This is a genomic window from Parvibaculum sp., assembly GCF_049651025.1.
Classification (GTDB): Bacteria; Pseudomonadota; Alphaproteobacteria; order Parvibaculales; family Parvibaculaceae; genus Parvibaculum.
The window spans coordinates 17,187-41,070 of record NZ_JBASBH010000074.1; the positions used below are offsets into that span (position 1 = coordinate 17,187).

20 protein-coding genes, 2 tRNA genes and 1 pseudogene are annotated in these 23,884 nt (G+C 61.5%); 10 read left to right on the plus strand and 13 right to left on the minus strand.

Annotation, left to right across the window (positions count from 1 at the left end; all coding sequences use genetic code 11):
* Positions 1-186 precede the first annotated feature (186 nt).
* Positions 187-260: transfer RNA gene (locus WA943_RS10070), tRNA-Cys, on the plus strand.
* 94 nt (positions 261-354) lie between these two features.
* On the opposite strand, the gene WA943_RS10075 is transcribed toward WA943_RS10070, so the two are convergent.
* The 4 genes from WA943_RS10075 to WA943_RS10090 are packed head-to-tail and all read right to left on the minus strand — an operon-like array spanning position 355 to position 4,983.
* A complete protein-coding gene (locus WA943_RS10075) occupies positions 355-1,659 on the minus strand; it encodes an O-antigen ligase family protein (RefSeq protein WP_424469744.1) in 1,305 nt (434 codons plus the stop codon).
* A gap of 11 nt (positions 1,660-1,670) precedes the next feature.
* Entirely contained in the window at positions 1,671-3,224 is a 1,554-nt protein-coding gene (locus WA943_RS10080; RefSeq protein ID WP_424469745.1) for an undecaprenyl-phosphate glucose phosphotransferase, read from the minus strand.
* Complete coding sequence (locus tag WA943_RS10085; RefSeq protein ID WP_424469746.1) at positions 3,221-4,411, minus strand: glycosyltransferase family 4 protein; 1,191 nt, start codon at positions 4,409-4,411, stop codon at positions 3,221-3,223. Before WA943_RS10085 ends, WA943_RS10080 begins: the two co-directional genes overlap by 4 nt.
* Positions 4,411-4,983, minus strand: a complete 573-nt coding sequence (locus tag WA943_RS10090; protein ID WP_424469747.1) for a polysaccharide biosynthesis/export family protein — start codon at positions 4,981-4,983, stop codon at positions 4,411-4,413. The genes WA943_RS10085 and WA943_RS10090 overlap by 1 nt, the downstream gene beginning before the upstream one ends.
* Before the next feature lie 219 nt (positions 4,984-5,202).
* Between WA943_RS10090 and WA943_RS10095 the strand changes: the two genes are divergently transcribed.
* Complete coding sequence (locus WA943_RS10095) at positions 5,203-7,386, plus strand: GumC family protein (RefSeq protein ID WP_424469748.1); 2,184 nt, start codon at positions 5,203-5,205, stop codon at positions 7,384-7,386.
* Here the strand turns inward: WA943_RS10095 and WA943_RS10100 are convergent.
* From WA943_RS10100 to WA943_RS10120, 5 genes and pseudogenes are all read right to left on the minus strand, one after another.
* Positions 7,383-8,282: a cupin-like domain-containing protein gene (locus tag WA943_RS10100; protein WP_424469749.1), complete on the minus strand. Its 900-nt coding sequence runs from the start codon at positions 8,280-8,282 to the stop codon at positions 7,383-7,385. The genes WA943_RS10095 and WA943_RS10100 overlap by 4 nt on opposite strands.
* Positions 8,275-9,399: a GNAT family N-acetyltransferase gene (locus WA943_RS10105; RefSeq protein WP_424469750.1), complete on the minus strand. Its 1,125-nt coding sequence runs from the start codon at positions 9,397-9,399 to the stop codon at positions 8,275-8,277. The genes WA943_RS10100 and WA943_RS10105 overlap by 8 nt, the downstream gene beginning before the upstream one ends.
* 119 nt (positions 9,400-9,518) lie before the next feature.
* Complete coding sequence (locus WA943_RS10110) at positions 9,519-9,896, minus strand: polysaccharide biosynthesis C-terminal domain-containing protein (RefSeq protein WP_424469763.1); 378 nt, start codon at positions 9,894-9,896, stop codon at positions 9,519-9,521.
* Positions 9,882-10,913, minus strand: a pseudogene (locus WA943_RS10115) (oligosaccharide flippase family protein); the annotation flags it as partial. The pseudogene WA943_RS10115 and the gene WA943_RS10110, both read right to left, overlap by 15 nt.
* 15 nt (positions 10,914-10,928) lie before the next feature.
* The gene (locus WA943_RS10120) at positions 10,929-12,209 is read right to left on the minus strand and encodes a GNAT family N-acetyltransferase (protein ID WP_424469751.1); all 1,281 of its coding nucleotides are present in this window, start codon (positions 12,207-12,209) and stop codon (positions 10,929-10,931) included.
* Positions 12,210-12,391: 182 nt separating this feature from the next.
* Between WA943_RS10120 and WA943_RS10125 the strand changes: the two genes are divergently transcribed.
* Entirely contained in the window at positions 12,392-13,471 is a 1,080-nt protein-coding gene (locus WA943_RS10125; protein ID WP_424469752.1) for a polysaccharide deacetylase family protein, read from the plus strand.
* Here the strand turns inward: WA943_RS10125 and WA943_RS10130 are convergent.
* Positions 13,468-13,710, minus strand: coding sequence for a hypothetical protein (locus WA943_RS10130; RefSeq protein ID WP_424469753.1), 243 nt, complete (start codon positions 13,708-13,710; stop codon positions 13,468-13,470). The two genes, WA943_RS10125 and WA943_RS10130, sit on opposite strands and share 4 nt — an antisense overlap.
* Before the next feature lie 169 nt (positions 13,711-13,879).
* Here WA943_RS10130 and WA943_RS10135 point away from each other — a divergent pair.
* Positions 13,880-13,954, plus strand: a tRNA-Asn gene (locus WA943_RS10135).
* Positions 13,955-14,035: 81 nt separating this feature from the next.
* On the opposite strand, the gene WA943_RS10140 is transcribed toward WA943_RS10135, so the two are convergent.
* The 3 genes from WA943_RS10140 to WA943_RS10150 all read right to left on the minus strand — a co-directional run bounded on the left by WA943_RS10140 (position 14,036) and on the right by WA943_RS10150 (position 18,355).
* Positions 14,036-14,587: a hemerythrin domain-containing protein gene (locus WA943_RS10140; RefSeq protein ID WP_424469754.1), complete on the minus strand. Its 552-nt coding sequence runs from the start codon at positions 14,585-14,587 to the stop codon at positions 14,036-14,038.
* A 134-nt stretch (positions 14,588-14,721) separates the two neighbouring features.
* On the minus strand, positions 14,722-16,560 hold the full coding sequence (gene recQ / locus WA943_RS10145) for a DNA helicase RecQ (protein ID WP_424469755.1): 1,839 nt from the start codon (positions 16,558-16,560) through the stop codon (positions 14,722-14,724).
* A 58-nt stretch (positions 16,561-16,618) separates the two neighbouring features.
* A complete protein-coding gene (locus WA943_RS10150) occupies positions 16,619-18,355 on the minus strand; it encodes an ATP-binding protein (protein ID WP_424469756.1) in 1,737 nt (578 codons plus the stop codon).
* A 181-nt stretch (positions 18,356-18,536) separates the two neighbouring features.
* Between WA943_RS10150 and WA943_RS10155 the strand changes: the two genes are divergently transcribed.
* From WA943_RS10155 to folE, 6 genes are all read left to right on the plus strand, one after another.
* The gene (locus WA943_RS10155) at positions 18,537-19,793 is read left to right on the plus strand and encodes a class I SAM-dependent methyltransferase (RefSeq protein WP_424469757.1); all 1,257 of its coding nucleotides are present in this window, start codon (positions 18,537-18,539) and stop codon (positions 19,791-19,793) included.
* A gap of 59 nt (positions 19,794-19,852) precedes the next feature.
* Positions 19,853-20,467, plus strand: coding sequence for an NUDIX domain-containing protein (locus WA943_RS10160; RefSeq protein WP_424469758.1), 615 nt, complete (start codon positions 19,853-19,855; stop codon positions 20,465-20,467).
* 85 nt (positions 20,468-20,552) lie between these two features.
* On the plus strand, positions 20,553-21,551 hold the full coding sequence (locus WA943_RS10165) for a cysteine synthase A (protein WP_424469759.1): 999 nt from the start codon (positions 20,553-20,555) through the stop codon (positions 21,549-21,551).
* Positions 21,552-21,685: 134 nt separating this feature from the next.
* On the plus strand, positions 21,686-22,534 hold the full coding sequence (sseA, locus tag WA943_RS10170) for a 3-mercaptopyruvate sulfurtransferase (RefSeq protein ID WP_424469760.1): 849 nt from the start codon (positions 21,686-21,688) through the stop codon (positions 22,532-22,534).
* Between the two features lie 11 nt (positions 22,535-22,545).
* Positions 22,546-23,058, plus strand: coding sequence for a GNAT family N-acetyltransferase (locus tag WA943_RS10175; protein WP_424469761.1), 513 nt, complete (start codon positions 22,546-22,548; stop codon positions 23,056-23,058).
* Between the two features lie 96 nt (positions 23,059-23,154).
* Positions 23,155-23,778: a GTP cyclohydrolase I FolE gene (folE, locus tag WA943_RS10180; protein ID WP_424469762.1), complete on the plus strand. Its 624-nt coding sequence runs from the start codon at positions 23,155-23,157 to the stop codon at positions 23,776-23,778.
* Positions 23,779-23,884: the final 106 nt, after the last annotated feature.

The following is a 23,884-nucleotide window of genomic DNA, read 5'->3' on the forward strand; positions in this document are numbered from 1 at the left end:
ATCCGGGGGCGATCCGGCCGGAGAGTAGCAGATTTGTCCGGCGCGTTTATAAAGCGCCATCCCGGCAAACTCAATTGACCCCGTCGCGGCTTCCTTTAATGCGCCCAGGAGACCAAATCCTGGCCAAATGACCGGCAATTGAGATTGTACCCCGCGTGGGGAGTTGGTATATCACGCGCCTTGGATGGCCACGTGGCGGAGTGGTTACGCGCCGGACTGCAAATCCGTTTACCCCGGTTCGATTCCGGGCGTGGCCTCCAAGAAAATCCCCATATCACCGGATATCGACCGTTTCGGCTCCCGCTCAGGCGGCATGCAGAAGCGCATGACTGCCGATTCACGCCGATTTCACGATCACCCTGTGAAGCCCGAGGCGAGAACGGGCGGCTCGCGCGTTGCGCTGCGGGCAGGCGCCGCCTTCATGGCCTTTGTCGCGAGGATCGCGCCCCATGCCATGCCGAAGAGCAAGAACAGGTGACGCCAGTTGTCGACGTCGATGATGAAAGCCTCGACCATGTGGCCGACAAGACAGGCATAAGCGACGATCAGAAATTCCTGACCCGGCCCGTTTGCAAAGATCGCTCGTTTGCCCGCAACGAAAGTCATGGCGAGAAAGGCCACGAAACCGAGCGCCGACAGGACGCCACCGGCAACAAGCACGTTCAGATAGACATTATGCGTGTCGAGCTTGTTGATCATCGCCCATTGTTCAGGCCCGATCCCGAGCGGATTTTCCAGCGCCATCACAAATGCGCGGCGCTGGCTGTCGAAGCGCCCTGCCTCGCCCACGTCATAATCCTGCACGAGCGAAGCGCGCTGCTCGAACAGTTCCTGAACCTTTGGCGTCGAGAGCGCGACGCCGACAATGCCGATAATGAGCAGGCCCATGAAGGCCGAGAAGGCAACCAGCCGATAGGTTTGCGCGGACGAGCGCGATGTGGCGAGCGTCAGTCCCACAAAGACGGCAGCAGACAGCAGGAAGCCGCCCCATGCGCCGCGCGAGAAGCTGAGCAGCAGTGCGAGCACCAGCACCCCAAGAGCCGGCACGAGCATCAGCGCCTTCGCACTCCGCGCCGTGCTGAGGCGTAGTCCGAGATAAAGTATAGGCGCGATCAGATATGGCCCGAAGACGTTCGGGTCGTTGAATGTGCCCGATGCGCGGCCATAGCCGGTGAAGCCTGAAGCATCGGCGATCATGCCGAAATATCCCGCAATGCCCGTCAACGCAGCGACGAAGGCGGCTATCGCATAGGCATTGAAGATCAGCCGCATCCTGCGATCCGGCGCTTCAAACACATAGCTTGCAAAGAAAATGAAGGCGCAGACGAGATAGGCCGCAACCTGCAAGACACTCGTGACCTTTTCGATATAGGTCGCCGACATGCCGCCAATGCTGTAGCCCGCAAGCACCAGGCCCCACATCGCAACCGGCCAGACGAGCCCGCGCGGAAATTTAAGCCCGAGCAAAAAGAAGACGCCCATGCAGACGATCAGAACGAGATCGAAAAGCACCGGCTGGCTCACGCCCGGCGTGCTCTTTTGGTAGAAGCTCGACAGCACGACGACAAAGACCAGCGCGTCTCCGAGGCGCTCGCTCCAGCTGAACGGCTTTGCAGGTGCCGCCCTGTTGCTCTGCTCGCCGGGAAACCATCCATCCATGACGCCGCCCCTCAGAATGCGTTCTCGCCCTTCAGCATCGACAGCGGCGTCCGCGCGATGATGTAGAGGTCAAACAGGGGGGACCAGTTCTCAATGTAGTAGAGATCGTGTTCGGTACGACGCTGGATCTTCTCGCGCGTATCCGTCTCGCCGCGCCAGCCGTTGATCTGCGCCCAGCCGGTGATGCCCGGCTTCACGCGATGGCGAGCGAAATAACCGTCGACGACGTCGCCGTAAAGCTCGTCGCCCGCTTTGGCGAGGATCGCATGAGGGCGCGGACCGACAATCGACATATCGCCCTTCAGCACCGTAATGAATTGCGGCAATTCGTCGAAGCTCGACCGGCGCAGGAAACGCCCGACCCGCGTCACACGGTCGTCTCCCGCCGATACGAGCTTGTCGGCATTGGCGTCCGCCTGCGCATGCTTCAGCGTGCGAAACTTGTAAACCTCGACAAGTTCATTGTTGAAACCATAGCGACGCTGTTTGAAAAACACCGGCCCCTTGCTGTCGAGCTTGATGGCAATGGCGATCATCAGAAACAGCGGCGAAAGCAGCAGCAGAAAAATCGCCGCAAGCACCCGGTCTTCCAGCAGCTTCAGCACATAGTCCCAGTCGGACAGTGGCTTGTCGTAGAGATTGAAGAACGGAACATTGCCGACATAGGAATAAGTGCCCGCCGTCATGCGCAGCGGCGCATCAAGCGCCGACAGGCGAATATCGACCGGCAGCACCCAGACCTTGCGCATCATTTCCAGCACACGGCGCTCTGCCGTCAGCGGCAAGGCCATGACCAGAAGGTCGATCCGGTTCGAGCGCGCAAAGCGCACCAGTTCATCCACCGTTCCGAGCTTTGGATATCCCGCGATCTCTTCCGGCACGCGCTGAAAGCCGCGATCATCGAATACACCGCAAATCTTGATATCCGTCGCGGACGATGCCCGCAGCGCTTCAATGAGCCGCAATCCGCGCTCGCCGCCGCCGACGATGACGACACGACGCTCCAGACGCCCCGTCTTCATCCAGTGACGGATGAGCACCGAAATGCCGCCGCGCATCAGCAGGATCGCGCCGAGGCCGCAAACGTACCAGCCGACAAACCAGACGCGCGAATATTCGCCGCCGATCTTCAGCAGGAACCCCAGTAGCGCGAGCGTAACGAAGACAATGCTCCAGGCCATGCCCGCTCGGCCAATCTGCAGCAGCGTCTGTTGCAGCACCGGTATGCTGTAAAGACGGCTGAACTGGAAGCTGAGCACTGTCAGCAACGCGCCGCAGATGATCGTCGGATAGTAGACGAAGCCCAAAGTCCCGGCATCCTCGCCGAGATAGCCGTGAAACAGCAGAAATCCTGTCAGGGCGACAAGCACCGCATCGGCGATCCGCACCGAGCCCTGAACAACGGCAGGCGAAATCATCGGAACGATCGGAGCGCGGCGTTCCTGTGTCGGCGCTGCACCATGCATGCGGCCTTCACGGTGCGGCGACAAGCCGTCGCTCATGCCTGCTGTCGCATCGCTTGCGGCCGCGCTCATGCCCTCACGCCGCTCGGCTCCCTCGCTCATGAAGGAACTCCTTCAGCGCCTGCGCTCTCTTCGTCGTCATGCTCGACAGAGCTTACGATGCGGGCATCAAGCAGGCGGCGATAAAATCCGACGACGCCATCCACCATCTGCCTTGCCGAAAACTCGGCACGCACCCTCGCCCGCAACCGTTCGGCAAGCGCCGCCATTTCATCGGGATGGTGGATCGCATGGCGAAGCCTGTCAGCCAATCCGCCGACATCGCGTGGTGAAATCAGGCTGGAGGCATCGGCCCCGAAAATCTCACTCATGCCGCCGACGCGCGTCGCAATGACCGGCATACCGGCTGCGGCGGCTTCAAGCACGACGTAAGGCAGGGATTCATGATGCGAGGGCACGACGACAATGCGACCAAGCGCAAAGGCTTTGCGCGCGGGCATCGGCCCCATGAACTCAATGCGAACAAGCGACGGCGCGCTGCTTGCCATTTCCTCAAACTTCGCACGTTCGGCTCCCGAGCCGACAATGCGCAAATGAATCTCGTGTCCCGCCAGCGTTGCTGCGTCAATCAGCGTTCCGATGCCCTTGAGCTCGCGCAATTCGCCGATAAACACAAAATCCGCAGCATCGGAAGATTGCTCAACTGGCGCGAATTCATCTTCCTTCACGCCATTATGGATGACAGCCGATGACGTCGCCGGATCGCCGATCTTCTTGATGAATGTGCGCAGTCCGAAATCCGACTCGAAGATCAGCCCATCGGTGCGCTGGCGCATCAGCCGTTCGGCGGCCAGAAACACGAAGCCCTGCATGTTGCGCCGGTCGAAATGCAGCGCGCCGCCATGCGGCGTGTAGACACGCAATCCGCCGACGAAGCGCGGCATCAGGCGCGCATAAGCACCGCCCTTTGCGCCGTGCCCATGCACCACATCGGCCCGGACGCGACGCACATGCGACATCAGACGCAGCATGTTCGCTGCATCGCCAATGCCGGGCATGCGGTTCATCGGCAGAACACGGATACCAAGCTCGCAATGTTTGGCGAGTTCGCGCAGGCGCATCATCGAAACGGGATCGTCGGGCGCATCGCCGCAAATCACGCCGACCTTGTGCCCTGCCCCGCGCTGCCCTTCGGCCAGATCGCAGACATGACGAAAAAGCCCGCCAAGCGGCGCGCGAAAGACGTGCAATATCCGCATCGACGGCGACGGGATCAGAGCATCACTCATCAAAAATACCGCTCTTGGACGAGAATTGTATCACCCGGGCGCACCGGCGCGCTGGCATCCACATCGATCTCGATAAGCTTGTCGCCGCGTTTACGCGTCACATGCACCGTGTCTTGTCTGGCGCGATAGGAAAAGCCACCTGCGATTGCGACAGCGCTTTGCACCGTCATTCCGTTGACGAAGGGATACTGCCCCGCCTTCATCACCTCGCCCAGAATGAAGAAGGGCCTGAACTCCGTCACCTGAACGCTGACGTTCGGATTGCGCAGCAGCGTGCGTCCGAGCGCGTCGGCGATGCTTGCCTGAAGTTCGTTTGTGGTGAGGCCGCGCGCTGCAACCGGCGGTATGAGCGGAATGGCAATGCTGCCGCTCCCGTCCACCGCGAATTCGCCGCTGAGATCGGGCTGGCCGAAAACCGTCACGCGCAGCTTGTCGCCGCTGTCGAGCTGATAGGGCTCGTTCGCATCGGCAATCGGCCTTTCGCCGACCGGCGCGCGCGACGCGCAGCCCGCAATTCCGCTCCCTGCGACACCCAGGCAAAGCAATAGAAAAGCAATGGCGTGACGAGCCATGGGCAGACGATCCTCGATATGTCCCGCGTTGTCCGAAGGTAGGCCCTGAGTGGTTAATTTTTCGCAACCGGCGGGCGTGCAATTGGCGGCACCGATCGGCCATCTTGCGGCCCGGCCTCACATTTCGGCGTTTGGATGCCGCAACGTTAAATCTTTCGTTACCAAAACACCGTCTACTCCATGCGGACACAAATCCCGCATTCCGTGCGGGCGGAGCGCATGAGCAATATTCAGAGCACCCCAAACGTAAGTTTTGGCGATCGCCGCCGCCCTGCTCCCGATGTCCAGGGTGCGGGCGACATATCGCCGTGGGAGCTCTTGCGCGGCATCTGGGCGCGCAAGGAACTCATCGGCATCGCCTTCATCGCCTTCATGGCGCTGGCGCTTTTGTGGATCATGACGGTGACGCCGACCTATACGGTCGAGACGCGCGTTCTGCTTTCCACGCGTACCGGTGAAATCTCCACCTTCGATGCCAGCAGCGCCCCGACGCCGCCCGATGCCGAAACGGTGCAGAGCGAAATCCAGATCCTCACATCGCGCTCGCTCATCTCGCGCCTCATCGCCGATCTGAAGCTCAACGACGAGCCGGAATTCAATCCGGCTCTCGGCAAGAGCACCATGGGCAGCTTGCTCGGCCGCCGAGCTGGCATTCCCGATGAAGACGCCATCATCGATCGCGTTCTGAGCAAGCTCAGCGTCTATCAGAAAGGCACGTCGCGCGTCGTCGCGATCCAGTTCACATCGACAAGCGCGCGCATGGCCGCGTTGCTCGCCAATCGATTGGCTGAGCTTTATATCGCCCAGCAGATCGAGCAGAAGAACAGCATCAATCGTCAGGCGACAAAGTGGCTCGCGCAACAGATCGAGGATCTGCGCGCCAAGGTGCAAAGCTCCGAAGCTGCCGTCGAAGCATTCCGCAGCGATTCCGGCCTCTTCCTTACCAACGGCTCCACAGTTCCCCAGCAGCAGCTCACAGATCTCAACTCGCAGCTTTCCGCAGCGCAGGCCGACCGCGCGGAAGCCGAAGCGAAACTTGAAAACGCCCGCAGCCTCATCGCATCCGGCAATTCAGTAAACTCAGCCGCCGCCGTCCTTCAGTCGCCGCTGATTCAAAGCCTGCGCCAGCAGGAAGTCGCCCTTCGCGCCCAGATCGCGCAGATGTCCGAAACCTTCCTTCCCTCGCATCCCAAGATGGTCGAGGCGCAGGCGAACCTCGCCGACCTCGATCGCCAGATCGGCAAGGAAGTCGACAAGATCATTCAGGGCCTTGCGAACGACGCCCGCGTCGCAGGCGCCCGTGCCGCCTCGCTGCGCGCCAGCCTCGTCAAGCTTCAGTCGCGCATGGGCGCGCTCAATCAGGATGAGGTGCAGCTTCGCGCGCTCGAACGCGACGCAGCCACCAATCGCTCGCTGCTGGAATCTTTCCTGAAGCGCTACGAGGAAGCGAATGCCCGCGCCGAAGCCGATGCGCGCACCGCAAATGCCGCCATCGTCTCGCGCGCGCAAGAACTTTCCGAACCAACATTCCCAAAGAAAGGCGCGGTGCTGACGCTCGCCATCTTCGCCGGTCTGTTCCTCGCGCTCATCATCAGTGTCTTTGCCGAAGTCTTCTCACGCGGCTTCCGCACCGCCGAGCAGATCGAGCGCATCACCGGCACGCCCTTCCTCGGCCTCATCCCCGAGCTTGAGGGCCGCTCACCGGGCGGGCCTGCTGCCGAGGTCGTGCGCGAACCGTTGGGTCTCTACGCCGAAGCCATTCGCGGCCTGCAAGGCAGCGTCATGCTGGCCCGCGTCGGTAATCGCCGCGCCCGCACCGTGCTCATCACCTCAGCGCATAAGGGCGAGGGCAAAAGTACAACGGCGGCAAGCCTCGCCCGCGTTCTTGCCATGGGCGGCTATCGCACGATCCTTGTCGATGCCGATATGCGCGCGCCTTGCGTACATCTGACGCTTGGCATGCCGCAACAGGCTGGACTGTCGGAACTCCTCACCGGTCGCGCCAATTTCGGTCAGGTCATCCGTCAGGATTTCGGCAGCTACGCCCATGTCATGCAGGCGGGCGGCCCGCTGCCGAATCCGACAGCCGCGCTCGCCTCGTCGCAAATGGAATGGGTGCTGAAGGCGCTCGACCAGACTTATGACTTCGTCATCATCGACTCGCCCGCCGCCATGGCCGCTGCCGATGCGCAGGTGCTGACGAAGATCGTCGACGTCACCGTTCTCGTCACACGCTGGTCAAGCACCAGCCGCCGTGTCGTCGCTCGTGTATTAAAAATGCTTTCGGCCGCCAGCGGACGCCGCGTCGGCATCCTGCTCACGCGCGTCAACCTGCGCCGCTATCGCCGCTATACCGATAGCGTGATCGAGGAATATCCGGCACGCCCGGCGCGGGTTGCTTAGGCCACAGCCTTCCGCCCGAACACCAGCGCAACAGCCTTCTGCCGCCCGCCCAGAACGCGCTTCATCGCGTCATAGCCGAACCGCGCGACGTCATAGGCCGCGACCTTGATCGTGTCGAGCGCGGGATGCGTGCCGACCGTCGCCTGCGGCATACCGAGCCGACGCAAACCGGCATTCACATAAGAGAGCTTCACCATTCGCAGCGAATGGTCGGTGTGCCATGTGATCGAGAATGACACCGAAACCTCCGGCCCATTCTGCACCCAATGCGGATCGAAGAGCGGCACGAAGATCGAGTCGCCCGGTTCCAGATGCTGCTGCGTCGCCCGTGCTTCGAAATCCTCGCGGTAAGGCAGGTTCCGGTGCTTGCCCGGATAAAGCTCAAGCTGCTCCTCGGTGACGATCCCGCGATCCTCATGATTGAAAAGCGACATGCGCTTCGTGCCGCGCACCTGCAGCAGGAAGTTATATTCGGGGTCCATGTGCAGCGGCGTCACGTTGTTCGGCGAGGTGACGAAGATGAAGGCCTGTCGCTTCTTCGCGCCGCCCATGACGCCGCCTGTCTGCGCCGCCGCCTGATCCAGACATGCATCGAGCAACGCCTTGTATTCTGGGTCAGCCTCGACATTCTTGATGACCATCCAGGACTGGCATTCCTCGATGCGTCGCACCGTCTCTTCCGCGCTCAGGCCGTTTTGCGGCGTCAGCTTCGGGTCCTGGTTCGACTGCACCGGGCCATTGAACTCCACCTGATCGGCAGGCAGCGTCGCCGCGAGCCGCGCCAAGCGGTCGAGCTTGAACAGCGGATGATCGGCAAGCTGATGCTTCAGGCGGAATGTGGCTGTCGGCATTTCCGCGCCGACTGTGCCGGGTTCGATTTTCACGAGATCAGTCACGCTCAACCTCCTTACGCAGGCGATGGTAAAGTTTGCGCATCGCAGCCCAGGCGCGTTCAACCGCACCCGTCATGTCGCTCGAATACGCGATGAGATAAGGGCTCAACATGTGTGCGGTTGCGGCGTTGACTTCGCGCATGGCGCGCCGCTCCGCCCAGATATGATCGATCATCGGATGGTTCGGGATCGCGCAGCTATCCACCCATGCGATCCGCGCATCGTCATGGAATGCGCCGATGACCTTCATCATCAAAAGCGCGCCGGGCGAATAGCGCGCATAGTCTTCGTCAAAGGCAATCTTGAAACTGAAGGCGCCGCCGCCTGAGATGAAGCTCGCCAGCATCGCCAGCGGCTTCCCGTCGAGCGTGATCTGGGCGGCGTGAAACTTCCCCGCCTCATGCGCCTTGCGGCACATGACTTCAAAGAAGTCGCGTTCATTGTCCCGCTCGGCAAGCGCCGTCCCGCGTTTGCCTTTCCAGCCGCTGCGCTCCAGCGCAAAGAACTGATCAAGCCATTGGCCGAGATTGAAATCTCTATCCAGCGTCTCGAATTTCAGCTCGCCCGCTTCCGCCAGCCTGTTCCAGAGCCGGTTATATTCCTTGCGCTTCTTCTTGCGCATATGCGCAGCGAGATAAGCTTCGCCATCGAGATCAGATTTCAGGAAGGCGCGTTCATGGCTTCCCGTTTCGACAGTCGCGCGCCCACGCTCGCCAAGCACCTCGGCCAGCGCCGGGCCAAAAGCGCCGTCGGCCTGAAACAGCGGGAAGCGCATAAGCGGCGCGCCCGAGCGGTCGGCGAAATTCATGAAGCTGCGGATCGCATCCCGCTCATGGCCCGCGCGCACCAGCGGCGTCGCGATGAAGCTGTGAATATGCGTCCAGATCGACCAGACGGAAATAGGCAGCCCGAGATAGAAACGCCGCGCCTGATAAGGAAAGGCACCGATCAGAAGCCGTGCGGCATCATCGGCACCCGTCTTCCAGACAAGCGCCACATTGACCGGCCCGCCGCTCTGCAAATGCGTCATGGCAGCAGCAAGCGTTGCCGCTTCGAAAAGCGGATTGCCATCCGTCGATGCGGCGGCAAGCTCATCCAGCGCACCGATGAATGGCGTCATGGCCTCTGCGCTATCAAGCAACTGAATGTCGGGGCCGCACTCCAGGCTGGCCGCCGATCCCGCCGCATGTGCTTTGGGGCGGGTTCGCAAAAGGAATGATTGTTGGTGCTTGAGGTCTGTCATATCTGGTCCGGTCGCGCGGGGCCGAGCGCATCTGCGCGGGCGAACGTGAATACAAAGGCGGAGATGCCGAGACGGCGGCGCACGGCAATGAAAAGCCAGAGGCTTGCAAAGACCAGCGACACGGCCGTCGCCGCCGCTGCGCCTTCAAGGCCGAAGCGCGGAATGAAAATCAGATTGAGCATGATGTTAAGCGCACCAGCGCTTCCATAGGCGGCAGCCGTCACGTTCTGGTTGCCGGTCATGTTCAGCAGATATTCGATCGGCCCTGTCGAGGCGCGCGCGAGAAAGCCGAGCATCAGGATTGCCAGCAGCGGATAGCCCGCGCCGAAATCCTGTCCGAACAGGCGAAGCGCAAAATTTCCGAAGATCAGAATGAATGCGGCGGCGGCCAGCGTCGGCCAGAAAATCCACTGGATGATGTCATGCACGAAAGCCTGAAGCCCCTCGCGGTCGCCCTTGGCATGCAGCTCGGCGAATTTCGGGACGGCGAGCGCCGCCACTGCGAAATAGATGAAGGTGATGAGATTGACGATCCGCGTCGCGGCGAAATAAATGCCGACCTGTTCTGGATCGACATAGACGCCGAGCAGCACGATATCGCTGTTGAGCAGCACGAGATAAAGCCCTTCCGTCAGCAGGAAGGGCATCGACGCCGCGATCCAGTGGCGCGTGTGATGAAAGGGCTTCGCCTTCGGCACCGTTTTGGCGATGCGGCGACTGAGGATCAGGCGTTGTCCCACAAGCGTCAGCAGCGCCGCCGTGAGCGCACCGCCGACAGCGGCAAGCCCCGTCAGCCTGCCCATCGCCAGATAGATGATGCCGCCCGCCGCGACGATGCCGAGCGGCCGCACGATCTAGGCGGGCAGATAGGCCAGAGAGACCCAGCCGAATGCGCGCGCGGTGCCCTCCAGCGTGTCGGTCAATGCAAAAACCGGAACGCAGATCAACGCGACAGCAAGCGGCAGCAGATAATAGGGTGCGATTTCATTCTGGAAGATCGCGAGCGCCGCCAGCCCCAGCCCCATGGCGACAAGACCGAAGATCAGCACCATGCGCCATGACGCATCGAGAATGCCGGCAAGGCGCCGCCATTTCTCATTGACGCGATAGTCAGGCACGAAGCGGAGCGTCGAGGTGCCAAAGCCCATCGGCGCGAGAATGCCGAGGATGATGACCCATACCCACACATAAGCAAAAATGCCGTATTCGAATACGCCCATCCAGCGCGCGAGCAGAACCTGGCTCATCAACGCAATGGCGGCACCGGCAATGCGAATGCCCATGACCATTGCCGCCCCGCGCACAACGCCGCCGAGATGCGCGTCGGCAAGCCTCGCGAGCAACGGTGCAGCGATCTTCTTCATGCGGTTTGGCAATGCCGAGGCATTCATTGAGGCAACCGACCTTCAGGCCCGGATGGCAGAAGCCCCGGGAAACGAGCCCGCCGCGGCGCGCAGGCGGGTGAATGCTTCCCAAAGTACCGGCGTCTGCTTGATGAAGCGTTTAACTTTCAGGAAAGCGGCGACCGGCAGAAGCGTCATCAGGCCGCGGACCGTCGCGGCTTCCAGATGGTCGTAGAGCTTGATTTCAACCTCGCACCAGTCGGCCTTGTAGCCTTCGTCGCCGATGGTGAAGTCGAATTCCGTGTGGCCGGTTTCCGTGGCGTGCTTCATCAGGTCCATGAGCTGGATCATTCCGGGACCGCGCTTGGCGAATTCCTCATGCTCGGCATAGCTCGTCAGCACGTAATGGTAGCGCCCGGCAAAGCTCACACCCCAGTTCGCCGCCGCGATCTTGCCGCCCACATCGAGATGGCAGACATGGATCATGCCCCCAGCGGCCTCATCGGTCGCCAACGCCATGTAGAAGTCGCGCATGCCGGGCTTGTCGAAAATATTGGCAACGCCCATGCGGGCAAAGCTCGCCGTCTTCTGGGCGATCAGCGCATCGACGGTGCGGGCGATTTCCGCCTTGTCCGTCGGCGTCACAAGCGTCGTCGCGCCGAATTCTTCCAGCTTGCGGCGCTTCTGGCGGTCGCGCTTCTTGCTGCCGGATGAGCGCTTCTCGTCGTAATAGGCGTCCCACGTGCCTTTCAGCCGCGTCATGTGGGCGGACGATGCATGCGCCCTCATTCCGCCGAGCTGCATGAAGGGGTTCACCTGCCCGCCGATCTTTTTCGGCATACGCGTCAGCTCGACCACATCATGCGCGGGCAGGGTTTCGCGGATCTGCTTCCACAGTGCCTTGAACTGGCGGTGGCGCACAGAGCGCGGAAAAGCTTTGGAGAGCACCGGGCCCTGATAGTCGCAGAGCCCGCCGCCGAGCCAGACGAGCTTCGTGCCCAGCGGCCCGCGCTGCAGGCCGAGCGGCAGGATGAACAGCGCGCCATCGACGGCAGCGTCCCAGCCGGTAACGATGCAAAGCTCGATGCCTTGCGCCTTGCCGACATGGGCAAACCACGTCGAGAGCCATGCGAAACTCTGGAAAACTGTGCAATCGCCGGTCTTTTCCAGCGCCGTCCATGTGGCGCGCAGCGAGGCGAAATCATTGTGAACCGAGAGAAGCACTTCCGGCGTCGCGCGCCATGGGCCTTCGATCACAAGCCCGTCGGCCTGCGGCTGAGCGGCCGTCGCTGCGGCGTGGTTAAAATAGGCTGCCTTGTCTTCGGTCTTTGTCAGCGGCTTCACGGGGGGCCTCGCCATGCTGAAGGGTCAAGCTGGTACGTCTTTTGTTTCATTGCGGGATTGAGCGGTTCTTTTTCCGAAACCTTTTCTCAATTCCGCACGGGCATTCTTGCCTTGCCCGATAGTTTGCAAGCTCCATGCTACTTTTCCCCGCGCCCATAAGGGGCAATGCGGCAAAGGCAGAGATGACCGTTAACCTTCGACGCTCCTTCACGGTGGCGAAACCCGCACTGGCCCGCAATGCCCTGCTCGCGCTTTACGCAAGCGGCGCGCATCGCTTTGCGCCTGCCTCCGTCAGCGGCGTCGGCACGATCTTCATGCTGCATCGCGTGCGCGAGCCCGATGCCAACGGCTTTGCGCCCAACCGCATTCTCGAAGTCCGTCCCGATTTTCTGGAAGAAACGATCCACCGTGTCCGCGAGCGCGGTCTGGTTTGCATCAGTCTCGACGAAGCCGTGCAGCGTCTCGCCGCGCGTGACTTCTCGGAGCGCTTCGCCGTCTTCACGCTGGATGATGGCTACAAGGACAATCTCACAGTCGCCGCGCCGATCTTCGAGCGCTATCGCGTGCCCTTCACCGTCTATCTGGCAACCAGCCTGCCCGACGGCACGGCGGAGCTCTGGTGGGTGGCGCTTGAGCGCGTCATCGCAATGGCGAGCGACTTGCGCGTCATCTTTCCCGAAGGCGAAGAGGTTTTCCGCACCGCCTCGCCCGCCGATAAAAATGCGGCATGGTCGTCGATCTACTGGCGCCTCCGCGCGCTCGGTGAAGATGCCCTGCGCGCCGAAGTTCGTCGCCTCACTGCCGAGCATGGGCTCGACATGGCGTCGATCACGCGCGAACTGGCGATGAGCTGGGACGACGTGCGCAGGCTCGCCGCCCAGCCCTATGCCAGCGTCGAGGCGCATACCGCGAACCACTTTGCGCTGGCGCAGATTTCAGAAGCGCGCGCTCGCGCCGAGATCGAGCAAGGTCTCGCGCGGCACGAGGCAGAGCTTGGCCGCCGCCCGACGCATTTCTCATATCCTTACGGGGACCCGTCTTCAGCGGGCGAGCGTGATTTCGACCTTGCGCGAGATTTCGGTTTCCGCTCCGCCACGACGACCCGCAAGGGGCTCATCCATGCCGGTCACGCGGATGCCCTCATGCGGCTGCCGCGCCTCTCGCTCAATGGCGACTATCAGGACGTCCGGATCGTAGATGTCTTGATGAGCGGCCTGCCCTTCGCGCTTGCAAAATCCATGGGCTCGGCCGGGATCGACTAGCGCGCGCGCCGCTTTTCCTGACGCCGCTTGCCCCACCAGACCTCCGTCCTTCGCCGGATTCTACGAATCTGCGGATTATCGACCGAGAGAATCACTACGCCGAGGGGGATCATCCAGAAGCCGAGAACCGGCAAAAAGCCGAAAACGCCGCCGATGATGAGGCCGAATCCCATGGTTTGACGTACGAGTGAGGAGCCGGGGAGGTGAAATTTTTTCTTGCCCAGCCGTACCGCTGCCATACCCAAATCCTTTGCCAAGCCATCAGCCCTTACGCATTCGGGCATTATCTGCGTTTACATGGGTTTGCCCAGTCTTTAGGACAAGTTCAGGACTGCGATATTAGGGTTGGCATCCACGTTACGGGTTTGCTATATGCAGCCCACTCCCGCCGATCACTAACGGCGGTGATCCCCGGTAGCTCAGTGGTAGAGCAAGCGGCTGTTAACCGCTTGGTCGCTGGTTCGAGTCCGGCCCGGGGAGCCATATTCGAGGCCCGGCTTCCATGAAGCCGGGCCTTATATGTTTGTGGGCAACGCCACCTCAATTTTCCAGATATCTGGCCGGTCAGGCGCGCGCGGTCATTTCTTCGACCGGAGCGCTCTGTGTGAGCTTGTGGCCGGTGAATGAGCGCGTCTGGGGTGCGGGCAAGCCGCTCGCCTTGAACTTTGCCAGAAGTTCTTCTTTCCGGCGTCTCATGCGCTCGCCAAGTTCCTCCATATCAAGCCCGGCCGCACGTGCCTGGGCGAACATGCCCTCGGAGCGCTTCTCCTCTTCCTTGACGTGGTGCTTGATCTCTTCCGATAGCACTTTCATCTTCGCATCGTAGAAATCCGCATCCGGTTCGCTGTCGAGAAGTTCCGCGATCATGACCTTGGCGCCGTCATGTTCGACATAGGCCTCATTCAGCAAATCCTTTTCGACCACGCTCTTGCACGCGGGATAGAAAATCTCTTCCTCGATAGTCGCGTGCGCCATCAGCTCGGTGCAAATCTGCTTGGCGAGCGCCGCTTTCTTCGAAGTGCCTTTGGCGGCCTCGAACTTTGCGAACAGGTCTTCAACTTTGCGATGATCGGCCTTGAGTAAAGCAATCGCGTCAGGTTTTTCCTGAGAGGGCATGTTGTGGATCCTTTGAACAAAACAACTTTCGACGGATCGCGTTCTGCAAGGCACTGGCTGCAATCAGCCAACCCTCAAACGCCGTCGTCCGAATTAATGCTTGTCCGCCGTCAAAGTTCCGCGCATCGCTGCTCCTAGCTCCCGTGCTCGCCGATAACGGCGAGGAACGCGCGCCCATAGCGCGCGCATTTCGCGGAGCCGATGCCCGTAATCTCAGCCATCTCCGTCAATGATGACGGTTCGACCCGCGCCATCTCGCGGAGCGTCGCATCGTGGAAAATAACGTAAGGCGGTACGCCCTGTTCGCGTGCGAGGCGAAGCCGCTCGGCGCGAAGCGCCTGGAACAGTTCTTCCTCTTCGGGCGTGTCGGCAACCTGCACCGTCGCCGCCTTCCCTGCCCGCTTCCTGCCTGAGCCCGGCGCGACGCGGTCGCGGCGAAATTCGATCGGCTGCGTTCCCTGCAACACAGCGCGGGCGCTTTCTTCCAGCCGCAATGCGCCATGGCCCGCATGATCGACGGAGATGTGCCCCAGCACGATCAATTGCCGGATCACCGATCCCCATGTGCGCTGGTCTATATCCTTGCCGACGCCGAATGTCGGCAAGGTGTGGTGAAAGGCGCGTTCGATCTTCTCGGTCTTGTTGCCGCGCAGCAGGTCGATCACATGGCCCGCGCCATAGCGTTGCTCGGTGCGATAGATCGCAGACAGCGCCTTGCGCGCGGCCTCCGTCCCGTCCCATTTTTCCGCAGGCGTGATGCAGGTATCGCAATTGCCGCAATTGCCGGGATGACGCTCGCCGAAATGCGCCAGCAGCGTTTGCCGCCGACAGGCGGATGTCTCGCAAACGCCGAGCAGCGCGTCGAGCGCGGCGCGCTCCACGCGCTTTACATCGTCGGGCGATGCACCATCGTCGATCATGCGCTTGCGCTGCACGAGATCGGCCATGCCATAGGTCATCCAGCCGTCGGAGGGCGCGCCGTCGCGCCCTGCCCGGCCCGTTTCCTGATAATAGGCTTCAATGCTCGAGGGCAGATCGAGATGCGCGACGAAGCGCACATCCGGCTTGTCGATGCCCATGCCGAAAGCAATGGTCGCGACAAGCACCAGCCCTTCCTCCTTGAGGAACGCATCCTGATTGGCGTCGCGCACACGGCGATCAAGCCCCGCATGATATGGCAGCGCGCGAAAGCCTTGCGCCTGCAGCCATTCCGCCGTGTCCTCGACCTTCCTGCGGCTCAGGCAATAGACGATGCCGCTCTGGCCTGTGCGTCCTTGCAGGAAAGCGCCGAGCTGCGCGCGCGCATTGTCCTTCTGGACGATGGTGTAGCGGATATTGGGCCTGTCGAAGCTCGCAGAAAAAACCCGCGCATCGTCGAGCCGCAGGCGCTGGATCAGGTCGTCGCGCGTCAGCGGATTGGCGGTCGCCGTCAGCGCCATGCGCGGTACGCCGGGGAAGCGCTCGCGCAGCATGGCAAGCTGCATATATTCAGGGCGGAAATCGTGGCCCCATTGGCTGACGCAATGGGCCTCATCGATCGCGAAAAGCCCGATGCGTACCCGCGACAAAAGACCGAGAAACCCGTCGCTGACGAGACGCTCCGGCGTCACATAAAGAAGATCGAGATTGCCCGCCGCGAGATCGTTTCGAATCTGCGCCGCCTCTTCAGGCGTCAGCGTCGAATTGAGCGCAGCGGCGCTCACGCCCGACTGGCGCAACGCCTCCACCTGATCGCGCATCAGCGCGATGAGCGGCGAGACGACAATCGCGGTTCCTTCGCGGCAAAGCGCAGGGATCTGGTAGCAGAGCGATTTGCCCGCGCCGGTCGGCAGCAGCACCACAGCATCGCCGCCATTCACGACGTGGAGGATGATTTCTTCCTGCTGACCCCTGAATGAGGGAAGGCCGAACACCTCTCGCAACGCATCGCCGGGCTCGCGCGCCTCGACCGTCCTGTTCACCTCACGCCGCACCAGATTCGCCTTTTCTCTCGATTCTCGGCGACTTTAGCACATGGAGCGGCCCAGCCGGTCAAGCAGGGACATCCAGCGCGTGACGGATGCGCTGGGCGAGGTCCTGTACGTGGAACGGCTTTCTCAATGCCCGCATATGGGCATCGTCAGCCATTACCGCGTCGCTATCGGGGAAACCCGAAATAAAGACGACCGCAAGGTCCGGCTGCGTTTCGCGAAGTTTCGCCGCGAGTTCCCGCCCGCCGAGGCCGCGCGGCAGCATCACATCGGCGACAAGCAGATCGACGCCGCCCTGCGTCCCCAGAATGTCGAGCGCGCCAGCCGCGTCTTCCACGGCGATCACACGATAGCCAAGTTGCGACAACGCATTCTGCAGGAAGGTCCTGACCAGATGATCGTCCTCGACGATGAGGATGCGCTCCTGCCTGCCCTTGATCGCTCCAGACATCGCCTCAACAGACGGCTGCAACTGCATGCCGACCGACCGCGGCAGATAGATCGTCACCGTCGAGCCCTCGCCCGGCTTGCTCTGCAGTTCGAGATGGCCGCCCGACTGTTTGGCAAAGCCGAATGCCGTGCTGAGCCCGAGGCCGCTCCCGTGCCCCGCCTCCTTGGTCGAGAAAAAAGGCTCAATCGCACGAGCCATCACTTCCGCCGTCATGCCCGCGCCATTATCCGTCACACTCAGCTTCACATAGTCGCCTGGCACCAGCATGCCTGACATCCGCGTGTCGGCGCCGACAGACACGTTCTCGGCCTCGATGCGGATAGCGCCGCCATCCGGCAATGCTTCTTTCGAGTTCAGCACCAGATTGAGAACAGCATCCTCAAATTGCGCCGCATCAGCATAGGCGGGCCAAATCTCATCCTTGCAGACAAGCTCGATCCGCATCTGCGCACCGGCTGCCTTGGACAGCAGCGGCATCAGGTCGGTCAGGCGTTCAGGAATGGAGAATGACGCCGGGTCGAGCGTTTGCTGCCGCGCGAATGCGAGAAGTTGCTGCACGAGTTGCGCGGCCTGATCTCCCGCCGTCGCGATGATTTCCGCCGCGCGATATTGCGGGCTGCCCGGTTGCTCTATGTCGACAAGCACTTCCGCATTTCCAGAAATGACCGTCAGCAGATTATTGAAATCATGCGCAATGCCGCCCGCGAGATGGCCGACAAGACGCAGCCGCTCTCCTTCGCGATAGATCGCGTCGAGCCTGTCCGATTCCGTCAGGTCCTGAACGATGCCGCAAATGCGCTCGTCGCCATTGGGCAGCGTGAATGAACGAAACGCCGCATAGATCGGGATTTCGCTGCCATCCTTTTTTGTAAACCGATAGCGCATCCGCGCTTCACCATGACGTCGCCTTGCCTCGATCGCTTGCATCACCTCCGGCGCTTCGGGATCGACCATGATGCCGCGCCCCTGCCCGATGAGTTCGGCTTGCGTCCGCCCAAGCATCTCGGCAAGCGCAGGGTTCGCCGCCGCTATTTTCCCGTCGGCGGTCGCCAGCAAGATGCCATGCGGGCTCGCATCGAAAATATGCTGGAACTGCGCCTCTGCCGCTTGCGTGGCAACGAGCGCGCGATGAATGAAATAGAACAGCGCCAGCGCCATCACCGTCATATAGACGAAGCCCTTGGCGAGATTGACCGTAAAGAGCCAGGGCTTGGGCACCACGGCGCTCACCAGCCAGTCGGAGCCATAGAGATAGGCATAGGAGGCGATGAGAAAGGCGAGTGCGATGCGGAAGGCCGCGATAAATCGCTTGTCGGCCAAAAGAGCTTTTGGATTCACACTCAGCATCGTCACGCCGCCCCCGCTCACCACGCCTCGGTCGACCCTACCACCAGCCGCGCCCCCCATGCACCGGCTTTCGCAGATGAACCGGCAAGCCGCCGCCTGCGTAGACAGGAGCGAATGAGTCATTGGGCGTTCGGCCCCGACCACGCTATAGTCCTTACATGTACAATCCGGGGAGGTTTGTATGGTCGTGCTTGCCGATACTGTTCCACGCAACGGCGTCGAGGCGATTGACGTCACGTCCGAGAATTTGGGTCGTCTGCCCGGCATCCCCCTTCTTGTCCGTTTTGCCTTTCGCATCCTGCTGCGCCTCAAGAGCGGCAGCCTGACCGCCATCCTGCCGGATGGGCGTCAGTTGCGTTTCAGGGGTGGCGAGCCCGGCGCGGAAGCGATCATGGAAATCCGCGACTTCGGAATGGCGCGCCGTATCGTCGCCAATGGCGATCTCGGCGCCGCCGAAGCTTTCCTCGAAGGCATGTGGGACAGTCCCAACATCACCGCCTTCCTCGAGCTCTTCGCGCGCAACAAGGACGCCTTGCACGAAAGGCTGAAAGGCTTCCCCTTCGCCCGCTTTGCCGCGCGCATCTATCACATCGCGCGCCGCAACTCGAAAAGCGGATCGAAGCGGAACATCGAATTTCACTACGACCTCGGCAACAGCTTCTATCGGCGCTGGCTCGATGGCACGATGACCTATTCGTCCGCCCGCTTCGCTTTTCCCGATCAACCTCTCGCCGACGCACAGATCAACAAATACCGCTCGCTTGCCGAACGCATCGGTTTGAAGCGTGAGCATCATGTGCTCGAAATCGGCTCGGGCTGGGGCGGCTTTGCCGAATATGCGGCAAGCGAAATCGGCTGCCGCGTCACTGGCATCACGCTCAGCAAGGAGCAACTCGCCTTCGCGCGCGAACGCATGACGAAGAAAGGCCTCTCCGACCGCGTCGAAATTCGCTATCAGGATTATCGCGACGTGACGGAGCGTTTCGACCGCATCGCCTCCATCGAAATGTTCGAAGCTGTCGGCGAGCAATATTGGCCGACCTATTTCCAGAAGCTTCGCGACTGCCTGAAGCCCGGCGGCGTTGCGGGCTTGCAGATCATCACCATCGGCGACCACACATTCCCGAGCTACCGCAAGGGCGTCGATTTCATTCAGCGCTACATTTTCCCCGGCGGCATGTTGCCTTCGCCGAAAATCCTGAAAGAACAGGTCGCAGCCGCTGGCCTCACCTGGGGCAGCAATCTGGACTTCGGCCTCGACTATGCCGAGACGCTGAAGCAATGGCGCCAGCGCTTCAGCGCCGCATGGCCCGAGATTCAGCACCTCGGCTTCGATGAACGCTTCCGCCGCATGTGGGAATATTACCTCGCCTATTGCGAAGCGGGCTTCCGCACCGGCCATGTCGACGTGACCCAACTCACGATCACGCGACCCTGACCTGACAGGGCTTCCTCCCGGCTGCTAGACTGTGCATCCATTCAGTCCGGAGCCTCCCCATGGAAACCCGCCTCATCCCGACCCCGCGTTCGCTCGACGACGTGGAGATCAAGTCGCGCGATCTCATCGGTCAGGGCTGGGGCAAGCTGGAGCGTTTCACATTCCGCCATCGTCGTTTCGATGGCGACTGGTCGCAGACCGTCACGCGCGATCTCTACACCATCGGCGAAGTCGCCATGGTCCTGCCTTACGATCCGGCGCTCGATGCCGTCATCCTCATCGAGCAGTTCCGCACCTGCGGCCTCTATTGGGGCGAGGCGACGTGGCTTTTCGAGGCTGTAGCGGGCATCGTCGACCCGGGCGAGACGCCGCCGGAAGTCGCCGCCCGCGAGGCGATGGAAGAAGCCAATTGCACCATCGCCGCACCCGTCCATATTGCCACCGTCTGGTCGTCTCCCGGCGGCTATGGCGAGCGCACCTTCATGTATGCCGCCCGCGCCGATCTTGCGCATGCCGGCGGCGTCCACGGCCTTGCCCATGAGCATGAAGACATCCGCGCTGTCGCTGTGCCGCTTGCCGAAGCTTATGAAGCGGCAATGGATGGCCGTATCCGCGACGCCAAGACCATATTGATGATTCAATGGCTTACGGCCAATAAGACAAAACTCGGTTGAACGTCGATTTGCCTCTCACGCCTTGAACGCGGCTCCGCCGCTCCGTATGTTGCCCCTACAGCAACTCACGCCGCCGGGAATCAACATGGACATCAAACAGGGACTTGTGGACTCAATCGGCAACACGCCGATGATCCGACTGAAACGCGCCTCCGAGGAAACGGGCTGCGAAATTCTGGGCAAGGCGGAGTTCCTGAACCCCGGCCAGTCGGTCAAGGACCGTGCAGCGCTCTACATCATTCAGGACGCGGTCGCCAAGGGCACGCTGCGCCCCGGCGGCACCATCGTTGAAGGCACGGCGGGCAATACCGGCATCGGCCTTGCGCTTGTCGGCAATGCACTCGGCTTCAAGAGCGTCATCGTCATTCCCGACACGCAGTCGCAGGAAAAGAAAGACATGCTGCGCCTTTGCGGCGCGCACCTCATCGAAGTTCCCGCCGTCCCCTATAAGGACGAGATGAACTACGTCAAATATTCCGGCCGCCTCGCCGCCGAGATCGCCGCCAGGGAGCCCGCGGGCGCGATCTGGGCAAACCAGTTCGACAATATCGCAAACCGTCAGGCGCATATCGAAACCACCGGCCCCGAAATCTGGGCACAGACCGACGGCAAGGTTGACGGCTTCACCTGCGCGGTCGGCACCGGCGGCACGCTTGCAGGCATCGGCATCGCGCTCAAGGCGCGCAACAAGAACGTCAGGATCGCGCTTGCAGATCCGATGGGCGCCGCACTTTACAATTTCTACAAGCATGGCGAGTTGAAAGCCGAAGGCTCCTCGATCACCGAAGGCATTGGCCAGGGCCGTATCACGGCAAACCTTGTAGACGCACCAATCGACGAGGCCTATCAGATCCCCGACGAGGAGGCGCTCCCCATCGTCTTCCAGTTGCTGAAGGAAGAAGGCCTCTGCCTTGGCGGCTCGTCCGGCATCAACGTCGCAGGCGCAATCCGCCTCGCCCGCGACCTCGGTCCCGGCCACACCATTGTCACTATTCTTTGCGACTACGGCACGCGCTATCAGAGTAAACTCTTCAACCCGGTCTTCCTGAAGGAGAAAAACCTGCCGGCACCGGATTGGCTTTGAAATTCGCCGTCATGGCCGGGCTCGACCCGGCCATCCACGTCTTCCTTGGGGTTTAGCAAAAAGACGTGGATACGCGGGTCAAGCCCGCGCATGACGCAAGTTGCATGAATTCGTTTCGATACGAGGACCGCGCCATGCCTTCTGTTTCCGACAGCCCTCTTGTCAGCACCGAATGGCTTGCGGCCCATCTCGACGCGCCGGATGTTCGCATTGTCGATGCGTCCTGGTATCTCCCGACCGCGCAGCGCGATCCGCGTGCCGAATATGAAAGCGGCCACATTCCCGGCGCCGTATTCTTCGACATAGACGAGATCGCCGACACGTCGAGCCCCTATCCGCACATGCTGCCCGCGCCGGAAAAGTTCTCGTCCCGCGTCCGCGCGCTCGGGCTTGGCGACGGCGCGCGTGTCGTCGTCTATGACGGCGCAGGCATTTTCAGCGCCCCGCGCGTCTGGTGGATGTTCCGCGTCATGGGTTATGCCGATGTCGTCGTGCTGGATGGCGGCCTTAAGAAGTGGAAAGCCGAAGGACGCCCCGTCACCGATGAGCGCAGCGTCGCAAGCCCGCGCCACTTCACGGCACGGCGCTATGCGCCTCTGTTCCGCGACCGCGAGGCGATACTCCGCAACCTCGACACCTGCGCCGAGCAGATCATCGATGCGCGCAGCGGCCCGCGCTTTCACGCGCAGGAGGCCGAGCCCCGCCCCGGCCTTGCCAGAGGCCATATTCCCGGCAGCCGGAACCTTCCTTCGTCTCAACTCGTCAATATGGACGGGACGCTCAAGACGCCTGACGAACTTGCCCGCCTCTTCGGCGATGCAGGCATCGATCTCAAGCGTCCGGTCGTCGCCACCTGCGGGTCTGGCGTCAGCGCCTGCATTCTGGCGCTTGGTCTTGCCGTCATCGGGCGCGATCAGGCTGCGATTTACGATGGTTCATGGGCGGAATGGGGCGCTGTCCCGGGTTTACCGATAGAGGTTTGAGAAGACAATCGATGGGCAAGGTCCACAAAACGACGATTACCCATCTTGAGATGCGAGCCGAGCCGCGCCTGCCGCCCGTGCCGAAGCCTCAAGGAAAATATGCGCTGGTGCGCGCTGAAAAGCCGCCCGTTCATTTCTACCGTTATCTCTACAATACGGTTGGCCGCGACTACGCCTGGGTCAGCCGCAAGAAGCTCACCGACGCAGAGCTCATCGCCATCATTCACAATGACGATGTCGAGATTTACGTCCTCTGGCTCAATGGCTCGCCGGTCGGTTTCACCGAGATCGATTTCCGCATGATGCCCGATGCCGATTTGTGTTTTCTCGGCGTCATGCCGGAATTCATCGGCATGGGGATCGGCCGCTATCTGCTTTGCGCCGCTATCGGCCTTGCCTGGTCGCGCGGACCGGAGCGCCTCACGGTGCAGACATGCACACTCGATCATCCAAATGCCCTGCGCCTTTATCAGCGTCACGGCTTCACGCCCTATGCGCAATCGGAAGCCATGTTCGAGGAGTGACACCGCTCCGGGCATGTCGCGCTCATTCGCAATCGAAAAACGCCGCGGCCCGACGCGTGCAACCGAAAACAGTTTTCAAATCGAAGGAGTCCGAACATGGCCAAGGCCGCAACGTCCAAAAAATCCACCGCGCCGAAGCGCTCTGCCGAAGGCAAGCCGACCGCCGATGAAGCGGAAGCCGCCGTGCGCACATTGCTGCGCTGGGCCGGCGACGATCCCGACCGCGAAGGCCTTGTCGACACGCCATCCCGCGTCGTCCGCTCCTATAGCGAACTGTTTTCCGGCTACGAAGTCGACCCGCGCGCATATCTCAAGCGCGTCTTCGAGGAAGTCGGCGGCTATGACGAATTGATCGTACTGCGCAACATCCGTGTCGTGAGCTTCTGCGAGCATCACATGCTGCCCGTCACCGGCTATGCCCATGTCGGTTATCTGCCTTCAAAACGCGTCGTGGGCATTTCCAAACTTGCCCGAGTCGTCAACGGCTTCTCGCGCCGCCTGCAGATTCAGGAAAAGCTCACCGCGGACATTGCCAAGGCAATCGACGAAATCCTGAAACCCCGCGGCGTCGGCGTCGTCATCCAGGCCGAACATGCCTGCATGACACTGCGCGGCGTCAACACCCCCGAAGCCTCGCTGAGCACCAGCCATCTCATCGGCGCTGTGCGGACGGACCCAAAGACGCGCGAAGAATTCCTGCGAATGACGAACGGGCATTAGTGGCGTCGGGCGGCTTGCGCACGCGATTCAGGAAGAAGACGTGTATGGCCAGGTCAAACCCGGCCATGACGAAATTCTCCTAAAGTCGTCATGCGCGGGCTTGACC